Source organism: Photobacterium kishitanii, from assembly GCF_000613045.3.
Taxonomy (GTDB): Bacteria; Pseudomonadota; Gammaproteobacteria; order Enterobacterales; family Vibrionaceae; genus Photobacterium; species Photobacterium kishitanii.
Window position 1 is genome coordinate 2,603,230 of the sequence record NZ_LN794352.1, and the last position, 19,169, is coordinate 2,622,398.

The following is a 19,169-nucleotide window of genomic DNA, read 5'->3' on the forward strand; positions in this document are numbered from 1 at the left end:
GCCACTGAAACAAGGATATGCTAACAGCATCACTTATCTTACTGTGGCGCGCGATTATTATTGGCATTTATGTTGTGTTTACCTTAGTCACAATCATGCCAACCAGCAAATATCCCATCAAAAAATTCAACGATTAGTTGTTATCAGTACTGACTTCTTTCGAATAGTAAGGTTTACCTTGTACAATTGAAATCTCAACCCGTCGATTACGACTACGCCCCTCAATGGTTTTATTATCAGCAATCGGTGCAGTATCTGCCATGCCAACAACACGCATCCGTTGATGATTAAAACCTTTTACTTGTTCCATCGTCTGAGCGACAGACACCGCTCGTTGAGATGAGATATCCCAATTTGAACGATAAAGTTCGGAATCTAGCGGTTGATTATCTGTATGACCACTAATACGAATGATACCTGGCACATCTTTCACTAACTCTGTAATTTGTTGAATAAGTGGTATAAATTTAGGTTGTAAAAATGCAGAACCTTCAGGGAAAGCGCCTTTTTCTTTAATGCGAATCACCAATTGTTGACCAAACGATTCAATCTCTACGGTATCGTCAGTGATCTCTCGCGCTAATGCTTGAGTTAATACTTGAGTGATCTGATCTTGTGATTGAGCTTGCTGTTGCTGGTCGCTTTGTTCAAGGTCGGTATTATCATTTTTACCACCATCTAATGTAACCGTGTCTTTACGCGATCCACCTTCACGCTCTGATACTCCATCATGAAAATCTAAGGAGCGCTTGGTCATATCTATTGTCTGCTGCATGATCACTTCAATAGGAGTCGGCTCGGGGCGACCAGGACGAAATTCTTGAGCAATAACACTGGTGCCTTTCGGTATATCGTTAACATCCAGTACATTTTGAACCCCAAATGCATATTTCATTGAGCCGGCAATTTGTTTAAATTTCAGTACATCCATTTCAGAAAATGACAATAACAACACAAAAAAACACATCAATAGCGTTGCCAGATCAGCAAATGTCGCCATCCATGGTGGGGAGCCTTTTTTATATTTTGGTGGTAAAGAATCCATCATTAGCTCTTATTCATCAAAATTTAATCGACGTTTTTTCTCATGCAGATAATTTTTTAAATAACTATCTATCACCCGCGGATTTTGTCCTTCTTGAATTGCAAGTACGCCATCAAGAATCAACAACCTATTCAAACGTTCTTCATTTTTACGCAGCATCAGTTTATCAGCGATAGGTAATGCCACCATATTAGCCAAGATAGAACCATATAATGTGGTCAACAATGCCACAGCCATCGCAGGGCCTATCGATTTAGGGTCATCCATATTTGACAGCATTGCCACCAAACCAATTAGCGTACCTATCATTCCCATTGCAGGTGCAACATCACCGAGTGATGAAAAAATACTTGCGCCCTGTTCATGGCGCTCATTAGTTAAAGCAATGTCTTTTCTTAACATCATCCGCACAGTATCGGCATCATGACCATCAACCAGTAAATCAATACCTTTACGTAAAAAAGGATTCCCCACTTCCATTTCTTCTAATGCTAAAAAACCGCCTTTACGCGCAGAATCAGCCATAGTGACAATTTGAGCGATCAGATCATCAGGTTTATCGGTTTTAAACATAAACGCTTTAGCTGCAATTTTAGCCGCGCCAAAAAACTGATGAATATTGTATTTCATCAGGACAACAAACAAACTACCGCCAATAACAATAAAAACTGAGGAGGCATCGGCAAACATCACCAAATCGCCCCCTACCAACATTGCCATTAAAATAAAAGCGAATGCACCAAATAATCCGATAAGAGTTGCCAAATCCACGCAAAATCTCCTTAACTGCCGTTGATAATTATTACGTTAACGATCTAACAGCCAGTTAACATAGAACAAGAATTTATAAGGATAATATTAACGGTTCATCAAACAGCAACACCATAATCGCCTTATAAAATAAAACATTGCGATCTATAGGATAAAAGATCAATAGCGCTACCTACCGCAAGCTAACTCTTTATCGGCCATAATTACGTTTCATTTAGGGTTTTATTTCTATCATTGAGTGATATTTATTGATCCCAACTATGAAAATTACTGTCTGTGGCACAGATTACTGTGACATAATTTGACCTTAGATAGTCACTACGTTATTTTTCTTGCACTTAGATAAGAGTGAAAATGATATGGCAGCAAAAAAACCAGAAAATATGGCATTCGAAGCCGCACTTGATGAGCTAGATGCCATTGTCAATGAACTAGAATCAGGTGATATCCCATTAGAAGATGCGCTAAAGAAATTTGAACGTGGTATTTCATTAGCTCGTAACAGTCAATTAAAGTTAACTCAAGCAGAACAACGAGTAGAAATTTTATTACGCGCAGATGATAATGCGCCACTAACTGACTTTGAGCCAAGCCATGACGAATAGTGTATCGCTATCGCAGACACTTAAAACGCTGCAACAACGTAACAACCAATGCTTAATTAATTGGTTAACAAAACAGCCTTTTTCAGAGCAAACCCTGCTAAAAGCGATGAAGCATGGTACTCTGCTGGGTGGAAAACGTGCGCGCCCTTACCTAACATATGTAACTGGTGAAATGCTTGGGGTCGATTATGACGATCTCGATACCGCCGCCGCTGCTGTTGAATGCATTCATGCGTATTCATTAATTCATGATGATTTACCAGCAATGGATAACGATGCTTTACGCCGCGGTCAGCCTACTTGTCATATAGCATTTGATGAAGCCATGGCTATTTTAGCTGGTGATGCCCTACAAACATTAGCTTTTGAAATTATTGCCCAAGGCCGCTTGAGTCCAGAAGGACATCAACAACGTATAGCAATGGTCAGTGAATTAGCACAAGCATCTGGCGCTGCAGGAATGTGTCTTGGACAAGCTCTCGATTTAGAAGCTGAAGGCCAACATGTTGGACTTGAGCAACTAGAATTAATTCATAAACATAAAACAGGCGCCTTGATCCGTTGTGCGGTTCGCTTAGGTGCACTGGCAGCAGGTGAAAAAGGACGTCAAATTCTGCCACAGCTAGACAAGTATGCCGATGCCATTGGCCTCGCATTTCAAGTTCAAGATGACATTTTAGATGTAATCAGCGACACTGAAACGCTAGGCAAGCCTCAAGGTTCAGATCTTGAGCTTGATAAAAGTACCTACCCCGCTTTACTTGGGTTAGAAGGTGCGCAACAAAAAGCACAACAACTTTATCAAGAAGCGCTACAAGCATTAGCAGCAATACCTTACAATACCTATCAATTGGAAGTTTTTGCCCGATATGTTATCGAGCGCAACAACTAAAATCAGTAAAAGCGCCGAACTGTTATGACTTTGGATATATCAAAATACCCGCATCTCGCATTAGCTAACACGCCAGATGAATTACGATTATTGCCCGCTGAAAGTCTACCTCAAGTCTGTGATGAGTTACGTACTTATTTGCTCAAGACGGTTAGCCAAACCAGCGGCCACTTTGCCTCCGGACTCGGTACAGTTGAACTGACCGTTGCGCTTCACTATGTCTATAATACCCCATTTGATCACGTAATCTGGGATGTTGGTCATCAAGCTTACCCACATAAAATTTTAACTGGTCGTCGCGATCAGATGTCAACCATTCGCCAAAAAGGTGGGTTACATCCTTTTCCTTGGCGTGGCGAAAGTGAATACGATGTTCTGTCAGTAGGTCATTCATCTACCTCAATCAGTGCCGGTTTAGGTATGGCAATTGCGGCAGAAAAAGAAGCGCTTGGCCGTAAAGTTGTCAGTGTTATTGGCGATGGTGCAATCACAGCTGGAATGGCATTTGAAGCCATGAACCATGCCGGTGATATACATAGCGATATGTTAGTCATCCTTAATGACAATGAGATGTCAATTTCTGAAAATGTTGGCGGCTTAAGTAACCACTTAGCCCATTTACTAGCAGGTAACTTTTACGCATCGATTCGCGAAGGCGGCAAAAAAGTACTGTCTAATGCGCCACCGATTAAAGAAATCGTTAAACGTGCTGAAGAACATATTAAAGGCATGGTTGTTCCAAGTACGATGTTTGAAGAACTTGGATTTAATTATATCGGCCCAATTGATGGCCATGATATTGATGAGTTAGTAAAAACACTCAAGAATATGCGTCACCTTAAAGGGCCGCAATTTCTGCATATCATGACTAAAAAAGGTAAAGGTTATGCGCCCGCAGAAGCCGATCCGATTAATTACCATGCCGTACCAAAATTTGATTTAAGCGAAAAGCCACTGCCTAAAGCGAAAAATACTAGCCCAACTTTTTCTAAAATCTTTGGTGACTGGTTATGTGATATGGCAGCTGTCGATGACAAGCTCATGGCGATTACACCAGCCATGCGTGAAGGCTCAGGTATGGTACGCTTTTCAAAAGAGTACCCAGACCAATATTTTGATGTAGCAATTGCCGAACAGCATGCCGTTACACTAGCAAGCGGTATGGCAATTGGTGGTTATCACCCGATTGTGGCGATCTACTCAACTTTCTTACAACGTGGCTATGATCAATTAATTCATGATGTCGCTATTATGAATTTACCGGTAATGTTTGCCATTGATCGCGCAGGATTAGTTGGCGCTGACGGTCAAACTCACCAAGGTGCGTTTGATATTAGTTTTATGCGCTGCATCCCCAATATGGTGATCATGGCACCAAGTGACGAAAACGAATGTCGCCAAATGCTTTACACTGGTCATCAGCATCAAGGACCTACCGCTGTACGCTATCCGCGTGGTTGCGGTCTCGGTACTGAAGTCGAAGACACCATGACAGCATTAGAAATTGGTAAAGGTATTGTCCGTCGCCAAGGTGAAAAAGTTGCGATTTTAAATTTTGGTGCAATGCTAGGTTATAGCTTAGATGCTGCTGAAAACTTGAATGCAACGGTGGCAGACATGCGATTTGTTAAGCCACTTGATGAAGCATTAATTCTTGAACTAGCCGCTAACCATGATGTGTTAGTAACGGTCGAAGAAAATGCTATTGCAGGCGGTGCTGGTAGCGGTGTAATTGAGTTCCTAATGCAACAGAAATGCATTAAGCCGGTATTAACTATTGGTTTACCTGATCGTTTCATCGAACAAGGTACCCAAGCTGAGCTGCATCAAATGCTAGAAATTGACGGTCCAGGCATTGAGAAACAAATTCTTGAGTATCTTGCCAAGTAAGTATTTTGATTAGCTCAAATAATACTGTCAAAAAAGCCATGAAAAATTAACTTCATGGCTTTTTTATTGTTCGTTATCAGTGCTTATGACTTAAAAGCCTAACCAGTAGCCAACGAACCATAATGATATCATCGCCATAAATCCAGCTAAAACATCGTCAATCATGATTCCAAAACCACCCTCAACATGCTTATCTAACCAACTGATCGGCCATGGCTTAAGCATGTCAAAAAAGCGGAATAGAATAAAACCCGCTAAGATCCATTTCCACGATACCGTTGGCGCAACCGCCATCGTGATCCAGAACCCAACAAATTCATCCCATACAATACTGCCATGATCATGCACTTTCATATCACTCGAAGTAATATGGCAAATACGGATCCCGATAATAGCCGCGACTAATACTGCGACTAAATACCAACCAAAAGGTAATTGGGCCAGAATAAGGTATAAAGGAATTGCCGCCAGCGTTCCCATGGTACCAGGGATATATTTTGCTAAACCACTGCCAAACCCTGTGGCTAATAAATGCCAAGGATTGTTCATTTTTAATAAATCTTTTGGATTTGTGCTCACGCGAATACCTTAGTTATTTGTAACGACAAAATGATCCCAGCCAGATAATTGCCATGTCAGTGGTTTACCTAGCTGTAATAATGACAGATTGCTACCCGCCTTCACTTTACCAATGCAACTATATTTAACATTAGTATGCGCTAAAGCAGCTTTTAATGCATCTCGCTTAGCAGTAGGGGCGGTAAAACAAAGTTCATATTCTTCACCACTGGATAATGCCAACTGTTGTGCTCGTTGTCGATCGCCACCACAAAATGCTAACAATTCAGCAGATAACGGTAATTGCTCAACGTCAATCTCAATTGCTACCTTCGATCTATCAACAATATGCTTCACATCTGCAACCACACCATCAGAAATATCCAATGCAGCCGAAGCAATACCACGTAAAGACTCGCCGACACTAATTCGAGGAGAGGCTTTAAAATGACGTTCAATAAGCACCGATGCTAAATTGGCATCACAGTGGTGTTGGTTTAATATCAATGCTAACCCTGCTGCACTATCGCCAAGGTTACCTGTAACATAAACATCATCACCGACTTGAGCCCCGCTGCGAGTTAATGCTTGACCTCGAGGCACTAATCCTTGCACCGTTAATGTGATACTCAATGGACCTTTAGTCGTATCGCCACCAATTAATTGAATATTATATTGATTGGCTAACTCAAAAAAACTATGGCAAAAAGGCGCTAACCACGCTTCATCAATCGTAGGTAATGTTAACGCTAATGACACCCATGCTGGCGTTGCACCCATTGCAGCTAAATCACTTAAATTAGATGCTAATGCCTTATAAGCAACCAATGCTGGATCAGCATCGGCTAAAAAGTGGGTACCAGCAACTAAAGAGTCAGTACTTACCGCTATATAATGATCAGCAGGTACATCAACTAAGGCGCAATCATCACCTATCGCTAAAGCGACATCATCGCGATGTAATTGCTGCTGTGCGAAATAATGTTTGATAATATCAAATTCATTTTTTGCCATGGTTCTCTTTTCCCTAAATAAAAAAAAGCCAGCTAATAAGCTGACTTCTTTCATCTTACTCAACGCAATAAAAAATTATTTATCTTTTTTACGTAGAGATGGTGCAGCTTTATCTAATACACCATTGACGAATTTGTGGCTATCTTCAGCACCGAAGAGTTTCGCTAATTCGATTGCTTCGTTAATCACAACTTTAAATGGTACGTCTTCACGCTTAACCATCTCGTACATTGCAAGACGAAGTAGTGCAAGTTCCATCTGGTCTAGATCCTGAAGCGGACGAGACAAATATGGGCGCATTTTGCTATCAAGTTCTTGATGGCTTAATACAACACCTGCAAATAAATCACGGAAGTAGCTAACATCAGTATCAGGCGCTTTACATACAGGCGCATCAGCTTGATGTTCTTCTTCTTCAAACTTATCACCAGAAAGGAAATATTGTTCGATATCAGCAACATTACCTTTAGTAAGTTGCCAAGAATAAATTGCTTGTACAGCAAATTGACGTGCATTACGACGCGCGGCTGGTTTCACAGTAACCCCCATTAGGATTCGATTTGGGACAGGACATTTACCATTTCGAGCGCGCTTAGTGCAGCCTCTGCCCCTTTATTACCAGCCTTGGTACCGGCACGCTCAATGGCTTGTTCTATAGAATCAACAGTCAACACACCGAAAGCAACTGGAGTATTATACTCTAGTGCAACTTGTGCTAGACCTTTATTACACTCACCGGCAACATAGTCAAAATGAGGTGTTCCACCACGAATAACTGAGCCTAATGCTACGATAGCATCATAGCGATCACTCTTCGCGACTTGCTGGGCAACAAGCGGTAGTTCATAAGCACCAGGGCAACGAACAACAGTGATATTATCTTCACTAACCTGACCTTGACGTTTCAGCGCATCTAATGCACCTGAAAGTAAACTTTCGTTAATAAAGCTATTAAAGCGTGCAATTACGATAGCAATTTTTGCGTTTGGTGCCGCGATGGCGCCTTCAATTACCTTCATGGGCCTTCCTGTGACTATGTCTTTCCGGTTTGAGAAACCGCGGGAGTCTAACACACTTTACGATATGTCTGCTACGCACAACCGTCGGTTTCAGAGGATTTGTTAAAATTTATTGCTTATTCGTTGTAGAACCAACCAATAAGCACACATTATCAATCATAATAATGCTCAACACCTAAATGCTGTTAGTCAAAATAGATCGTTATTCGCAAATATATTCAACGACTTCAAGGCCAAAACCTGACAGTGAATGATAACGTTGTGTGCTTGATGATAATAGACGCATCTTACCAATACCAAGATCAGATAAAATTTGCGAACCAACACCAACTTGGCGTGATGGATTATATGGACTCATCTTCACTTGTGGTCGGCCTTCTTTCTCAGCCGCAATGTTTTTAACTTTGTTAATAATACTATCAGTTGATTCTTGCTTACTCAGTATCACCAGTACCCCATTTTCTGCACTGATACGTTGCATTGCTGCAGGCAATGTCCACTGAGTCGCACCTGATTGTAGAATATCTTTAAAGGTGTCTTGTAAGTGCACACGTACTAATGTCGCAGCATCAGCTTCAATGTCACCTTTACACAACGCATAATGAATTTGATCATCAATCTTATCGCGATAAGTGATCATATCAAACTCACCAAATTCAGTATTGAGCTTACATTCACCAACACGTTCAATGGTGGTTTCATGGTGATTACGGTATTCAATAAGATCAGCAATTGTACCGAGCTTTAGACCATGTTTCTCAGCAAAAATCTCTAATTGTGGACGACGCGCCATGGTGCCATCCTCATTCAAGATCTCTACAATAACGCTTGATGGTTCAAGACCTGCTAAACGCGCAATATCACAACCCGCTTCAGTATGGCCTGCGCGAGTAAGTACGCCGCCTTCTTGTGCCATCAATGGAAAGATATGACCAGGCATTACAATATTAGCCGCTGTCGCATCAGCAGCAACGGCTGCTTGTACAGTGCGGGCACGATCTGCGGCGGAAATACCGGTTGTTACGCCTGTTGCAGCTTCAATAGAAATGGTAAAAGGTGTACCAAATTGTTCAGTATTATCTTGAACCATCAATGGTAAGCCCAATTTCTGACAACGCGCTTTACTTAATGTTAAGCAAATTAAACCACGACCATACATTGCCATAAAGTTAATGGCTTCAGGAGTGATTTTTTCTGATGCAATAATCAGATCGCCTTCATTTTCGCGATCTTCATCATCCATCAAAATAACCATTTTTCCTTGGCGAATATCATCAATGATTTCTTTTGCACTACTTAAAGCCATAATACTACCCTTATTCTTATGTTGCTTTATTGACCATAAAGCAATGCTTAACCGAGAAACCCTGTTCTCGCCAATAAATCCATCGTTACTTTAGATTGTTTCTCTGCTGCTTTTTCACCAAGCATTAACCGTTCAAGGTAACGCGCGATAACATCAACCTCAAGGTTAATTTTACGACCAACATTGAAATCAGCCATTGTCGTTTCAGCAGCAGTATGTGGCACAATCGTTAATTTAAACTCATTGCCACGAACAGCATTCACCGTCAAGCTGATACCATCGACAGCCACCGAACCTTTCTCTGAAATATATTTTGCAAGCTGTGGCGGTACTTTAATCCAAAATTCAATTGCACGACCAATATGCTGCCGCTCAATCACTTCAGCTACAGCATCAATATGACCAGAAACCATATGCCCACCAAAACGCGTGGTTGCTAACATGGCTTTTTCTAAATTAACGACTTGGCCGGCTTTATAATTTGCAAATGCAGTACGGTTTAATGTTTCTAATGAAAGATCAGCAACATAACCTTTACCCGTCAGTTTTACGACAGTGAGACATACGCCGTTAGTGGCAATACTATCGCCTAACTTAACATCAGCTAAATCTAATAATCCTGAATCAACGGTAACAGAAACATCAGCACCTTTAGGTGTTAGCGCAGATATTTTACCGACAGCTTCTATAATTCCAGTGAACATGATAAACCCTTAATTTCACTACTTGATTTATTATTGTGTACGGTTGCTATAATGCGAATATCACAATCAATCATACCAACATCAGTTATCGTTAATAGCGGTGTTTGTGACATTGCTGTCAGCCCAGTGATATCAATCAAACCACGGCTATCACTGCCCATCAACTTAGGTGCTTGATATAAAATCAAACTATCAACTAGCTGCTGTTGCAATAATGCTCCAGCCAGACGAGCGCCAGCTTCAACCCAAATATGATTAATACCGTAATTTGCCAACCGCGACATTAAAACAACTAAATCAAGCTGATGACTATCAGTTTGGGTGGGGATTTGCCATTGCTGTACTGAATCAGGCCACGCTTCTGTACCGATTTCAGTTCGAGCAAGGATCGTCTCTCCCGGAAGATGAAACAGTTGGTATTCAGGCGTGAGTCGATTCTGACTATCAATAATAACCCGTATAGGCTGACGTAATGCGGATTGAGGGTAAGCTTGTTGTACTGACTCTTCTAATTCACTCCAGCGGACATTCAGTGAAGGATCATCTGCAATAACCGTCGCACTGGTTGATAAGATCGCTCCAGCCTGCGCACGAAAATGTTGTACGTCAGCACGCGCTTTAGGACCGGTTATCCATTTACTGACACCATTAGCTAATGCTGTTCGTCCATCTAAACTCGCCGCTAGTTTGAGCTCTACATACGGCATTTGATGTGACATTTGCTTAATAAAGCCTGGATTGAGTGCTTGTGCTTGCGATGCTAAGACACCGACATCAACCTCAATACCAGCTGCTCGCAATAAGGCAATACCTCGTCCAGCAACGGCGGGGTTAGGATCAACCATAGCACAGACAACCCGTGCGACCTTGGCATTGATTAAGGCTTCAGCACAAGGTGGCGTGCGTCCATAGTGAGAGCAAGGCTCTAAGGTTACATATACCGTTGCACCTTGTGCACGCTGCTGTGCCTGTCGTAAGGCAAACACTTCAGCATGAGGTTGCCCGGCTTGATAATGATAACCTTCACCGACAATGTCGCCATCATTGACAATCACACACCCAACATTTGGATTAGGTGCGGTGGTATAACAGCCATGCTTGGCAAGCGCTATCGCTCGCGACATCATTTGTTGATCAGTGTGTGTCATTATTTATTAGTCTTAACGTTCCAGCTTGGCGATTTCTTCACCAAACTCACGAATATCTTCAAAACTGCGATAAACAGAAGCAAAACGGATATAAGCAACTTTATCCAATTCTTTTAATGCTTCCATAACTAAATTACCTATCATCTCTGACGGGACTTCACGTTCACCCGTTGCTCGAAGGCAAGATTTAATGCTATTGATCGCACGTTCAATATCATCAGTACTCACAGGACGTTTTTCTAACGCACGTTGAATACCGCCGCGTAATTTATCTTCATTAAACGGATCACGGTTACCATTTGTTTTAACTACGCGAGGCATAACAAGCTCTGCCGTTTCAAACGTAGTATAGCGTTCATTACACGCTAAACATTGGCGGCGTCGGCGCACTTGGTGGCCATCTGCAACCAATCGGGAATCGATTACTTTGGTGTCATTTGCACCGCAAAAAGGACAATGCATTTAGCCTCCTACATTCAATCGACTCAGTGTAACCCATTTCATCACTTTAATAAGACTATCACCCCTTTTTTTCTAATAAATTGGCTTAAAAAGTAACAATCATCATTAATAATTATAATTGTTACTTTATTAATAAAACAAAAAAGGCTCACCTATAAACAGGCAAGCCTTATATGACGTGTAATGATGGGGATTAAATCACCGCACCATCACCACATTATGCGTAAACAGGAAGGCGCTTACAAATTTCAAGTACTTTCATTTTGGTTGCTTCAATAACCGCAATATCATTGACGTTATCTAACACATCACACATCCAACCCGCAAGTTGACGTGCATCATCAGCGTTAAAACCACGACGTGTAATTGAAGGCGTACCAACACGAATACCTGAAGTTACAAATGGACTACGTGGGTCATTTGGAACGCTATTTTTATTAACAGTAATATTAGCTGCACCTAGTGCTGCATCCGCTTCTTTTCCTGTAATACCTTTATCAATCAAGTCCACTAGGAACAAGTGATTTTCAGTACTACCAGAGACAATGTTATAACCACGCTTGATAAACTCATCAACCATTGCTTTTGCGTTTACAACCACATTTGCTTGGTAAACTTTGAACTCAGGCTCCATTGCTTCTTTAAATGCAACCGCTTTTGCTGCGATAACATGCATTAATGGGCCACCTTGGCCGCCAGGGAAAACTGCTGAGTTTAGCTTTTTATAAAGATCTTCGCCTTCGCTTGATAGGATTAAACCACCACGCGGACCTGCTAATGTTTTATGGGTCGTCGTTGTTACCACATGCGCATGTGGTACTGGGTTTGGATAAACACCAGCAGCAATAAGACCGGCAACGTGTGCCATATCAACAAAGAAATATGCGCCAACTTTGTCAGCGATTTCACGCATTTTAGCCCAATCAACAACTTGAGAATAAGCAGAGAAACCACCGATGATCATTTTCGGTTTATGCTCTAACGCTAAAGCTTCCATTTCTTGATAGTCAATTTGACCATTTTCATCAATACCATAAGGAATGATGTTATATAACTTACCAGAGAAGTTTACAGGAGAACCATGCGTTAAATGGCCACCATGTGCCAAGCTCATACCTAATACAGTATCACCTGCATTCAATAATGCCATGTAAACAGCATTATTCGCTTGAGAGCCTGAATGCGGTTGAACGTTTGCATATTCAGCACCAAATAGCTGACAAGCACGATCAATTGCAAGCTGCTCAGCTTTATCAACAAACTCACAACCACCGTAGTAACGCTTACCTGGGTAACCTTCAGCATATTTATTTGTCAGCTGAGAACCTTGCGCTTCCATTACACGTGGACTAGTGTAGTTTTCAGAAGCAATCAACTCGATGTGTTCTTCCTGACGGGCAGTTTCTTCCTGAATAGCTGCAAATAGTTCCGCATCATAATCAGCAATGTTCATATCGCGCTTTAACATCTGTATCTCCTGACTCAGCTAAGTTTTATACTATTTTAAGTAAAAAACGAAAAACAACAAACCTAGGCGCCACGGGGACGCAAACGTTTTCGTTTTACTTTTTATCTGTCGACCATCTTACATAAATTGATCTAAATCAGAAAGTACTAAATGATGTTTTATTTATTATCTTGATGGTTTAACTAAATTTTACACGCTATTTTTTACCTCGCATTAATGTAGACAGCCACCGCAAACCCACTCAATTATTTTACATTGGCGTAAATAATTAAATACGCGCCACAATCACTAATTTAACATGCAAACTATTGTTAACACCTTAATCCTTTTACAATCATAATTCATCACAAGGAGGATAATGTGCACATCAATAAACACCCAAGCTATGAAAACGTTATTGCTATTTTTACCGGGACATTATTTGCCGCAGTAGGACTTTTTTTACTCCAACAAAGCCATTTATTAACTGGCGGAACTGCGGGGTTAGCTTTGTTAGTCAGTCACTTTGTACCGATTTCATTAGGGGGGTTGTATTTTATTCTCAATTGCCCATTTTATTTAATGGCGTGGTTTCAAATGGGTAAACGGTTTGCACTTAGCAGTATTCTTTGTGGCGGCTTAGTTTCCGTGATGGTTGATGCTTTACCGCACTTGATCACCATTGAGGTACTTAACCCTGTTTTTGCCGCAGTATTTGGAGGCTTATTACTGGGAGTGGGGATGTTAATTCTTTTCCGTCATCACACCAGCCTAGGCGGCTTTAATGTGTTGGTACTCTTTCTACAGCATAAATTTGGAATTTCTGCCGGTAAAATTCAACTTGCGATTGATAGCATGATTTTAATTACTTCTTGTCTATTTATCAGTCCAGAGTTGTTAATACTGTCTATTGTGGGTGTGATTATGATCAATATGGTATTGGCAATTAATTACAAGCCTGAACGCTATACTGCAACTCTCCAACTTAAAAAATAATCCCATAAAAAAGGGGCTGCTTAGCTGCCCCAAATTCAATCTCAATTATGATTAATCACCACAATTTAAATAGCATCTTCATCTTCTTCGCCAGTACGAATACGTACTACACGCTCAATATCAAACATGAAGATTTTACCATCACCAATTTTGCCCGTTTGTGCAGTTTCCACAATCGTTTCAATACATTGCTCTGCAACTTCATCTGTTACAACAATTTCGATTTTAACTTTAGGCAAAAAATCGACCATGTATTCTGCACCACGGTAAAGTTCAGTATGGCCTTTTTGACGACCAAATCCTTTTACTTCTGACACTGTCATGCCTGTGATACCCACTTCAGCTAACGCCTCACGAACATCATCAAGTTTAAATGGCTTAATAATGGCTTCAATTTTTTTCATTATCATCATCCTTTGCTGAGCAGAAGATCGGGACCGAGATCACCGACTTGATTAAATTAAGGTTATTATCACAGATTCAATGCAGTAATTTAATAACATTTAATAGTCTTGAATGTAATTAGTCTCCATGCGCCGCAAAAGTAGCAACACTGAATACAGTAATACCAAGCCATTGATCACCATAATAGCAATATCATGATATTTAGCAGGAAAAACATTAGGAATAAAAGGAATCAAACTAAATTGCAGAAATAATGTTACTGCTGGTATATAGAAATAGAGCGGAATAAACCCCCATTTCTGACCAAGAAATAATCCAATACAGGCAAGTACACCTGAAATCAAGACCAATATCGTGACAATCACTGGCACCATACCGAGCAAATCAAATCTTAATGCATGAATTAACATCTCAACATGTTGAATTAGACCAATAATCACTACTACAGCAAGTAATTTAGTCGCACCAATTAGGCGATAACTGCTGGGAATATCCAATCCCATTATTATTGTTTCATCCTTGTAACGACACTGTGGTCATTTTTACTTATTGGTTACGTTAATTATCCCAATGTTTTTTCAAGGTTAATGTGATCAATGTCAACTTCATCCTTAATTTTATAATTGCCATAGTTACCACATAAAAAAAGCTGCCAACAATGGCAGCTTTTATAATGCTAGATAACGTCAACGTTAGCTAAAGTTAACCCGTGCATTACGGAACATACGCATCCATGGGCTATTTTCATTCCAATCATCTGGATGCCAAGAGTTAGCGACAGTACGGAATACACGCTCTGGATGTGGCATCATGATAGTGACACGCCCATCTTGGGTCGTTAAACCAGTAATACCGTTGGGTGAGCCGTTCGGGTTCGCTGGATAATTTTGAGTTACGTTACCATAGTTATCAAGGTAACGAAGCGCAATCGTGCCAGATTGCTCAATCGCAGTAAGGTGAGCAGCATTACGTACTTCAACTCGCCCTTCACCGTGAGAAACTGCAATTGGCATTCTAGAACCCGCCATTTCATTAAAGAACAAAGAATCACTCTTTTGTACTTCAACTAAGCTAAAACGCGCTTCAAAACGCTCAGACTCATTACGCACAAAACGTGGCCATAAATCAGCGCCTGGAATTAACTCGTGTAGGTTAGACATCATCTGACAACCATTACACACACCTAATGCCAACGTATCTGGACGATTAAAAAATGCTGCAAACTGGTCACGGGCAATATTGTTAAACAATACTGATTTTGCCCAACCTTCACCTGCACCTAATACATCACCATATGAGAAGCCACCACAAGCAACTAAACCATTAAAGCCATCTAAGTGTACCTTACCGCTAAGAATATCACTCATATGAACATCTTTAGCTTCAAAGCCGGCACGATCAAACGCGGCTGCCATTTCAACGTGGGAGTTAACTCCTTGCTCACGTAAGATAGCCATTTGTGGCTTCGCACCAAAGTTAATCGCTGGAGCAATAAACGGTGCAGCAACATCATCGTTAATATCAAATGTTAGCTTGGTGTTTAACCCCGGATCTTGGCTGTCTTGCTTCGCTTCAAACTCTTGCAATGCACCCGCTGGATTATCACGCATAGCTTGCATTTGGTAAGTGGTTTCAGCCCAGATTGCACGTAATTCGGTACGGTTCTGCTCAAGCACTAAATCATTACCATTCCAAATACGTACGATATCTTCATCAATCACTGTGCCAATGATGTGACTGCATGCTTCCAAACCATTAGCCGCTAATACCGCTTGGACAGCCTCAACATCATCACTACGCACCTGAATCACAGCACCAAGTTCTTCACTAAATAGTGCTGCCAGCACGTCATCACATTCATCAGTTGCGGTAGTATTAATATCCACTTCAATACCAGTGTGACCTGCAAATGCCATCTCAGCTAGGGTGACATATAACCCACCATCACCACGATCATGGTAAGCCAATAGTTTTTGCTCACGGACTAAGGTCTGCATCGCATAGAAAAAGCCTTTTAATAACACAGGGCTATCAACGTCAGCAGGCTTATCACCTAATTGCTTATAAACTTGTGCTAGTGCCGTTGCACCAAGGCGATTTTGGCCACAACCTAGATCAATAAGCAGTAAGCTTGACTGACCTTTATCGGTACGCAATTGTGGAGTAACGGTTTTACGGACATCTTCAACGCGACCAAAAGCAGTAATAACTAACGATAATGGTGATGTAACTTGTTTTTCTTCACCATCTTGCTGCCATTTTGTCTTCATCGACATTGAATCTTTACCCACTGGAATCGTTAACCCTAATGCAGGACATAACTCTTCACCAATGGCTTTTACTGCTTCATACAAACCAGCATCTTCACCCGGGTGACCTGCAGGTGACATCCAGTTAGCCGATAAATTTATCCGCTTCATATCACCGATATCAGTTGCTGCAATATTAGTAATCGCTTCACCGACAGCTAAACGAGCTGATGCACCAAAATTAAGTAAGGCAACAGGCGTACGCTCACCCATCGACATCGCTTCGCCGTGATAGCTATCATAACTTGCCGCAGTTACTGCACAGTTCGCAACAGGAACCTGCCAAGGACCGACCATTTGATCGCGGGCGACCAATCCTGTCACGCTACGATCACCAATAGTGATCAAGAACGTTTTTTCAGCGACAGCCGGTAAACGTAATACGCGTTGAGTAGCAGCCTCAATCGTAATATCACTGCGATCAAGTGGCTGTCCAACAACCGTTAATGTTTGTGCATCACGATGCATCTTCGGCGCTTTACCCAATAAAATATCCATTGGCATATCAATTGGAGTGTTATCGAAATGGCTGTCTTCAAGGGTTAAATGACGCTCAGCCGTTGCTTCACCCACTACCGCATAAGGAGCACGTTCACGCTGACAAATAGCATCAAATGTTGCCATGTTTTCAGGTGCGATCGCTAATACATAACGCTCTTGTGATTCATTACACCAAATCTCAAGTGGGCTCATGCCTGGTTCATCATTTGGCACATCACGTAACTGGAATTTACCACCACGCTCACCATCATTAACTAACTCAGGTAAGGCGTTAGAAATACCACCCGCGCCAACATCGTGAATAAAGGCAATCGGGTTGTCATCCCCCATTTGCCAACAACCATCAATCACTTCCTGACAACGACGCTCCATTTCTGGGTTTTCACGCTGTACTGAAGCAAAATCTAAATCTTCTGCTGATTGTCCTGATGCCATCGATGACGCAGCACCACCACCAAGACCAATGTTCATTGCCGGACCACCAAGTACAATTAACTTAGCGCCAACAGGAATTTCTTTTTTCTGCACATGATCGGCACGAATATTACCCATACCACCAGCAATCATGATTGGTTTATGATAACCACGTACTTCTTCACCAGCATGAGAAGTGACTTTTTCTTCATAAGTACGGAAATAACCAAGCAAATTTGGGCGGCCAAATTCATTATTAAATGCCGCACCACCCAATGGACCTTCAAGCATAATATCCAATGCGGTCACAATACGATCAGGCTTACCAAAATCAGTTTCCCATGGTTGTTCAAAGCCAGGAACACGTAAGTTAGACACCGTAAAGCCAACCAAGCCAGCTTTAGGTTTACCGCCAATACCGGTTGCACCTTCATCTCGAATTTCACCACCAGAACCTGTTGCCGCACCTGGCCACGGTGAAATTGCAGTAGGATGATTATGGGTTTCAACTTTCATCAAAATGTGAGTATCTTCTTGATGATAAGTATATTGACGTGATTGTGGATCGGGGAAAAAACGTCCAACATGAGAACCTTCCATTACTGCGGCGTTGTCTTTATAAGCCGACAATACGTGCTCATGGTTGTGCTCATAGGTATTTTTAATCATTTTAAATAATGATTTTGGCTGATCGACACCATCAATGGTCCAATCAGCATTAAAAATCTTGTGCCGACAATGCTCAGAATTCGCTTGAGCAAACATCATTAATTCAATGTCATTAGGATTACGACCTAACTTAGTGAAGTTTTCAACTAAGTAGTCGATTTCATCTTCAGCTAATGCGAGGCCTAAAGTTAAGTTCGCTTGCTCTAATGCTTGGCGCCCCCCCACTAGAATATCAACGCTTTTAACCGCTGCTGGTTGAGCTTGAATAAATAACGCTGCCGCAGCCTCAACATTATCCAGCACCACTTCCATCATGCGGTCATGAAGTAATGCTTTCAACTCACTCAATTGTGACATTGTTAGCGCAGATGATGATTCAACATAATATGCTGTACCGCGCTCAAGACGTTTAATGGAAGTTAAACCACAATTGCGAGCAATGTCGGTCGACTTTGAAGACCAAGGAGAAATAGTACCAGGGCGAGGAGTAACAAGTAGCAATAAGCCTTTAGGCTCGTGCTCTGCAATCGTTGGGCCGTATGTGAGTAGACTTGTTAGCTTAGCTTGTTCATCAACCGTTAACGTTGCCGCCACATCAGCAAAATGCGTAAACTCAGCATAAATACTAGTAATTGGCATATCTAACTCATGACAACGCTCAAGTAGCTTATTAACGCGAAACTCAGACAAAGCGGGTGAACCACGCAAAATTTCCATGTGCAAAGGTCTCTCGATTAGCAGGTTAAAAAAAGTGATATTGACCTAAGTTCCACAGCCATAGAAACTTACCTCAATAGCACCTAGTACATTACAATGCACTGCTTCACTATTACGCGACTGTTCACGAGCACCTAGTATAATGGAATTTTTTTTGTGACGTAACACCTGACGCAACCGTTTGCGTGTTTTTTTTTCAATCCTTATAAAAACATCAAAAAAATACTCACCACCGTTATTTTTGGGTCATTTTTTAACCATTAAATCACTTAATATTCACTTATCTCTTCCAATCTC

General features: G+C 41.4%; 18 protein-coding genes. 4 read left to right on the forward strand and 14 right to left on the reverse strand.

Annotation, left to right across the window (positions count from 1 at the left end; all coding sequences use genetic code 11):
* Positions 1-133: 133 nt before the first annotated feature.
* Entirely contained in the window at positions 134-1,048 is a 915-nt protein-coding gene (locus PPBDW_RS12220) for a flagellar motor protein MotB (protein WP_419674997.1), read from the reverse strand.
* 6 nt (positions 1,049-1,054) lie between these two features.
* Positions 1,055-1,816, reverse strand: coding sequence for a flagellar motor protein PomA (gene pomA, locus PPBDW_RS12225; protein ID WP_036795795.1), 762 nt, complete (start codon positions 1,814-1,816; stop codon positions 1,055-1,057).
* A gap of 359 nt (positions 1,817-2,175) precedes the next feature.
* On the opposite strand from pomA, the gene xseB reads away from it, so the two are divergent.
* Genes xseB through dxs form a run of 3 tightly spaced genes read left to right on the forward strand, consistent with a single transcriptional unit; the run spans position 2,176 to position 5,203 of the window.
* Positions 2,176-2,421, forward strand: coding sequence for an exodeoxyribonuclease VII small subunit (xseB, locus tag PPBDW_RS12230; protein ID WP_036795796.1), 246 nt, complete (start codon positions 2,176-2,178; stop codon positions 2,419-2,421).
* On the forward strand, positions 2,411-3,313 hold the full coding sequence (gene ispA, locus PPBDW_RS12235; protein WP_036795798.1) for a (2E,6E)-farnesyl diphosphate synthase: 903 nt from the start codon (positions 2,411-2,413) through the stop codon (positions 3,311-3,313). Before xseB ends, ispA begins: the two co-directional genes overlap by 11 nt.
* A 24-nt stretch (positions 3,314-3,337) precedes the next feature.
* A complete protein-coding gene (gene dxs / locus PPBDW_RS12240) occupies positions 3,338-5,203 on the forward strand; it encodes a 1-deoxy-D-xylulose-5-phosphate synthase (protein ID WP_036795799.1) in 1,866 nt (621 codons plus the stop codon).
* 90 nt (positions 5,204-5,293) lie between these two features.
* Here dxs and pgpA read toward each other — a convergent pair whose 3' ends face one another.
* The 9 genes from pgpA to glyA form a co-directional block, all read right to left on the reverse strand.
* The gene (gene pgpA / locus PPBDW_RS12245; RefSeq protein WP_081045116.1) at positions 5,294-5,782 is read right to left on the reverse strand and encodes a phosphatidylglycerophosphatase A; all 489 of its coding nucleotides are present in this window, start codon (positions 5,780-5,782) and stop codon (positions 5,294-5,296) included.
* Between the two features lie 9 nt (positions 5,783-5,791).
* The gene (gene thiL, locus PPBDW_RS12250; RefSeq protein WP_036795800.1) at positions 5,792-6,775 is read right to left on the reverse strand and encodes a thiamine-phosphate kinase; all 984 of its coding nucleotides are present in this window, start codon (positions 6,773-6,775) and stop codon (positions 5,792-5,794) included.
* 75 nt (positions 6,776-6,850) lie between these two features.
* Complete coding sequence (nusB, locus tag PPBDW_RS12255; protein WP_036795802.1) at positions 6,851-7,324, reverse strand: transcription antitermination factor NusB; 474 nt, start codon at positions 7,322-7,324, stop codon at positions 6,851-6,853.
* The gene (ribH, locus tag PPBDW_RS12260; RefSeq protein ID WP_036795804.1) at positions 7,324-7,794 is read right to left on the reverse strand and encodes a 6,7-dimethyl-8-ribityllumazine synthase; all 471 of its coding nucleotides are present in this window, start codon (positions 7,792-7,794) and stop codon (positions 7,324-7,326) included. The genes nusB and ribH overlap by 1 nt, the downstream gene beginning before the upstream one ends.
* 202 nt (positions 7,795-7,996) lie before the next feature.
* Positions 7,997-9,100 carry a bifunctional 3,4-dihydroxy-2-butanone-4-phosphate synthase/GTP cyclohydrolase II gene (gene ribBA / locus PPBDW_RS12265; protein ID WP_036795805.1) on the reverse strand — a complete coding sequence of 368 codons (1,104 nt, stop codon included), beginning with the start codon at positions 9,098-9,100 and terminating at the stop codon, positions 7,997-7,999.
* Between the two features lie 47 nt (positions 9,101-9,147).
* The gene (locus tag PPBDW_RS12270; RefSeq protein ID WP_036795806.1) at positions 9,148-9,804 is read right to left on the reverse strand and encodes a riboflavin synthase; all 657 of its coding nucleotides are present in this window, start codon (positions 9,802-9,804) and stop codon (positions 9,148-9,150) included.
* A complete protein-coding gene (gene ribD / locus PPBDW_RS12275) occupies positions 9,786-10,952 on the reverse strand; it encodes a bifunctional diaminohydroxyphosphoribosylaminopyrimidine deaminase/5-amino-6-(5-phosphoribosylamino)uracil reductase RibD (RefSeq protein WP_054262071.1) in 1,167 nt (388 codons plus the stop codon). The genes PPBDW_RS12270 and ribD overlap by 19 nt, the downstream gene beginning before the upstream one ends.
* A 12-nt stretch (positions 10,953-10,964) precedes the next feature.
* On the reverse strand, positions 10,965-11,414 hold the full coding sequence (gene nrdR / locus PPBDW_RS12280) for a transcriptional regulator NrdR (protein WP_036795808.1): 450 nt from the start codon (positions 11,412-11,414) through the stop codon (positions 10,965-10,967).
* Between the two features lie 217 nt (positions 11,415-11,631).
* On the reverse strand, positions 11,632-12,882 hold the full coding sequence (gene glyA, locus PPBDW_RS12285) for a serine hydroxymethyltransferase (protein WP_036795811.1): 1,251 nt from the start codon (positions 12,880-12,882) through the stop codon (positions 11,632-11,634).
* 366 nt (positions 12,883-13,248) lie between these two features.
* On the opposite strand from glyA, the gene PPBDW_RS12290 reads away from it, so the two are divergent.
* Positions 13,249-13,857, forward strand: coding sequence for a YitT family protein (locus PPBDW_RS12290; RefSeq protein WP_036796467.1), 609 nt, complete (start codon positions 13,249-13,251; stop codon positions 13,855-13,857).
* 65 nt (positions 13,858-13,922) lie between these two features.
* Here the strand turns inward: PPBDW_RS12290 and glnB are convergent, their stop codons facing one another.
* The 3 genes from glnB to purL form a co-directional block, all read right to left on the reverse strand.
* Positions 13,923-14,261 (reverse strand): nitrogen regulatory protein P-II, encoded by a 339-nt coding sequence (gene glnB, locus PPBDW_RS12295; RefSeq protein ID WP_036795812.1) that lies wholly within the window; start codon positions 14,259-14,261, stop codon positions 13,923-13,925.
* Between the two features lie 99 nt (positions 14,262-14,360).
* A complete protein-coding gene (locus PPBDW_RS12300) occupies positions 14,361-14,765 on the reverse strand; it encodes a hypothetical protein (RefSeq protein ID WP_036795813.1) in 405 nt (134 codons plus the stop codon).
* A gap of 189 nt (positions 14,766-14,954) precedes the next feature.
* Positions 14,955-18,872, reverse strand: a complete 3,918-nt coding sequence (gene purL / locus PPBDW_RS12305) for a phosphoribosylformylglycinamidine synthase (protein WP_036795814.1) — start codon at positions 18,870-18,872, stop codon at positions 14,955-14,957.
* Positions 18,873-19,169: the final 297 nt, after the last annotated feature.

Bases quoted from the DNA above. Each gene is read 5' to 3' on its own strand.
- PPBDW_RS12220 (WP_419674997.1), bottom strand. From the start codon at position 1,048: ATGATGGATTCTTTACCACCAAAATATAAAAAAGGCTCCCCACCATGG.
- xseB (WP_036795796.1), top strand. From the start codon at position 2,176: ATGGCAGCAAAAAAACCAGAAAATATGGCATTCGAAGCCGCACTTGAT.
- ribBA (WP_036795805.1), bottom strand. From the start codon at position 9,100: ATGGCTTTAAGTAGTGCAAAAGAAATCATTGATGATATTCGCCAAGGA.
- thiL (WP_036795800.1), bottom strand. From the start codon at position 6,775: ATGGCAAAAAATGAATTTGATATTATCAAACATTATTTCGCACAGCAG.
- PPBDW_RS12300 (WP_036795813.1), bottom strand. From the start codon at position 14,765: ATGGGATTGGATATTCCCAGCAGTTATCGCCTAATTGGTGCGACTAAA.
- glnB (WP_036795812.1), bottom strand. From the start codon at position 14,261: ATGAAAAAAATTGAAGCCATTATTAAGCCATTTAAACTTGATGATGTT.
- glyA (WP_036795811.1), bottom strand. From the start codon at position 12,882: ATGTTAAAGCGCGATATGAACATTGCTGATTATGATGCGGAACTATTT.
- nrdR (WP_036795808.1), bottom strand. From the start codon at position 11,414: ATGCATTGTCCTTTTTGCGGTGCAAATGACACCAAAGTAATCGATTCC.
- ribH (WP_036795804.1), bottom strand. From the start codon at position 7,794: ATGAAGGTAATTGAAGGCGCCATCGCGGCACCAAACGCAAAAATTGCT.
- nusB (WP_036795802.1), bottom strand. From the start codon at position 7,324: ATGGGGGTTACTGTGAAACCAGCCGCGCGTCGTAATGCACGTCAATTT.
- dxs (WP_036795799.1), top strand. From the start codon at position 3,338: ATGACTTTGGATATATCAAAATACCCGCATCTCGCATTAGCTAACACG.
- ispA (WP_036795798.1), top strand. From the start codon at position 2,411: ATGACGAATAGTGTATCGCTATCGCAGACACTTAAAACGCTGCAACAA.
- PPBDW_RS12270 (WP_036795806.1), bottom strand. From the start codon at position 9,804: ATGTTCACTGGAATTATAGAAGCTGTCGGTAAAATATCTGCGCTAACA.
- purL (WP_036795814.1), bottom strand. From the start codon at position 18,872: ATGGAAATTTTGCGTGGTTCACCCGCTTTGTCTGAGTTTCGCGTTAAT.
- ribD (WP_054262071.1), bottom strand. From the start codon at position 10,952: ATGACACACACTGATCAACAAATGATGTCGCGAGCGATAGCGCTTGCC.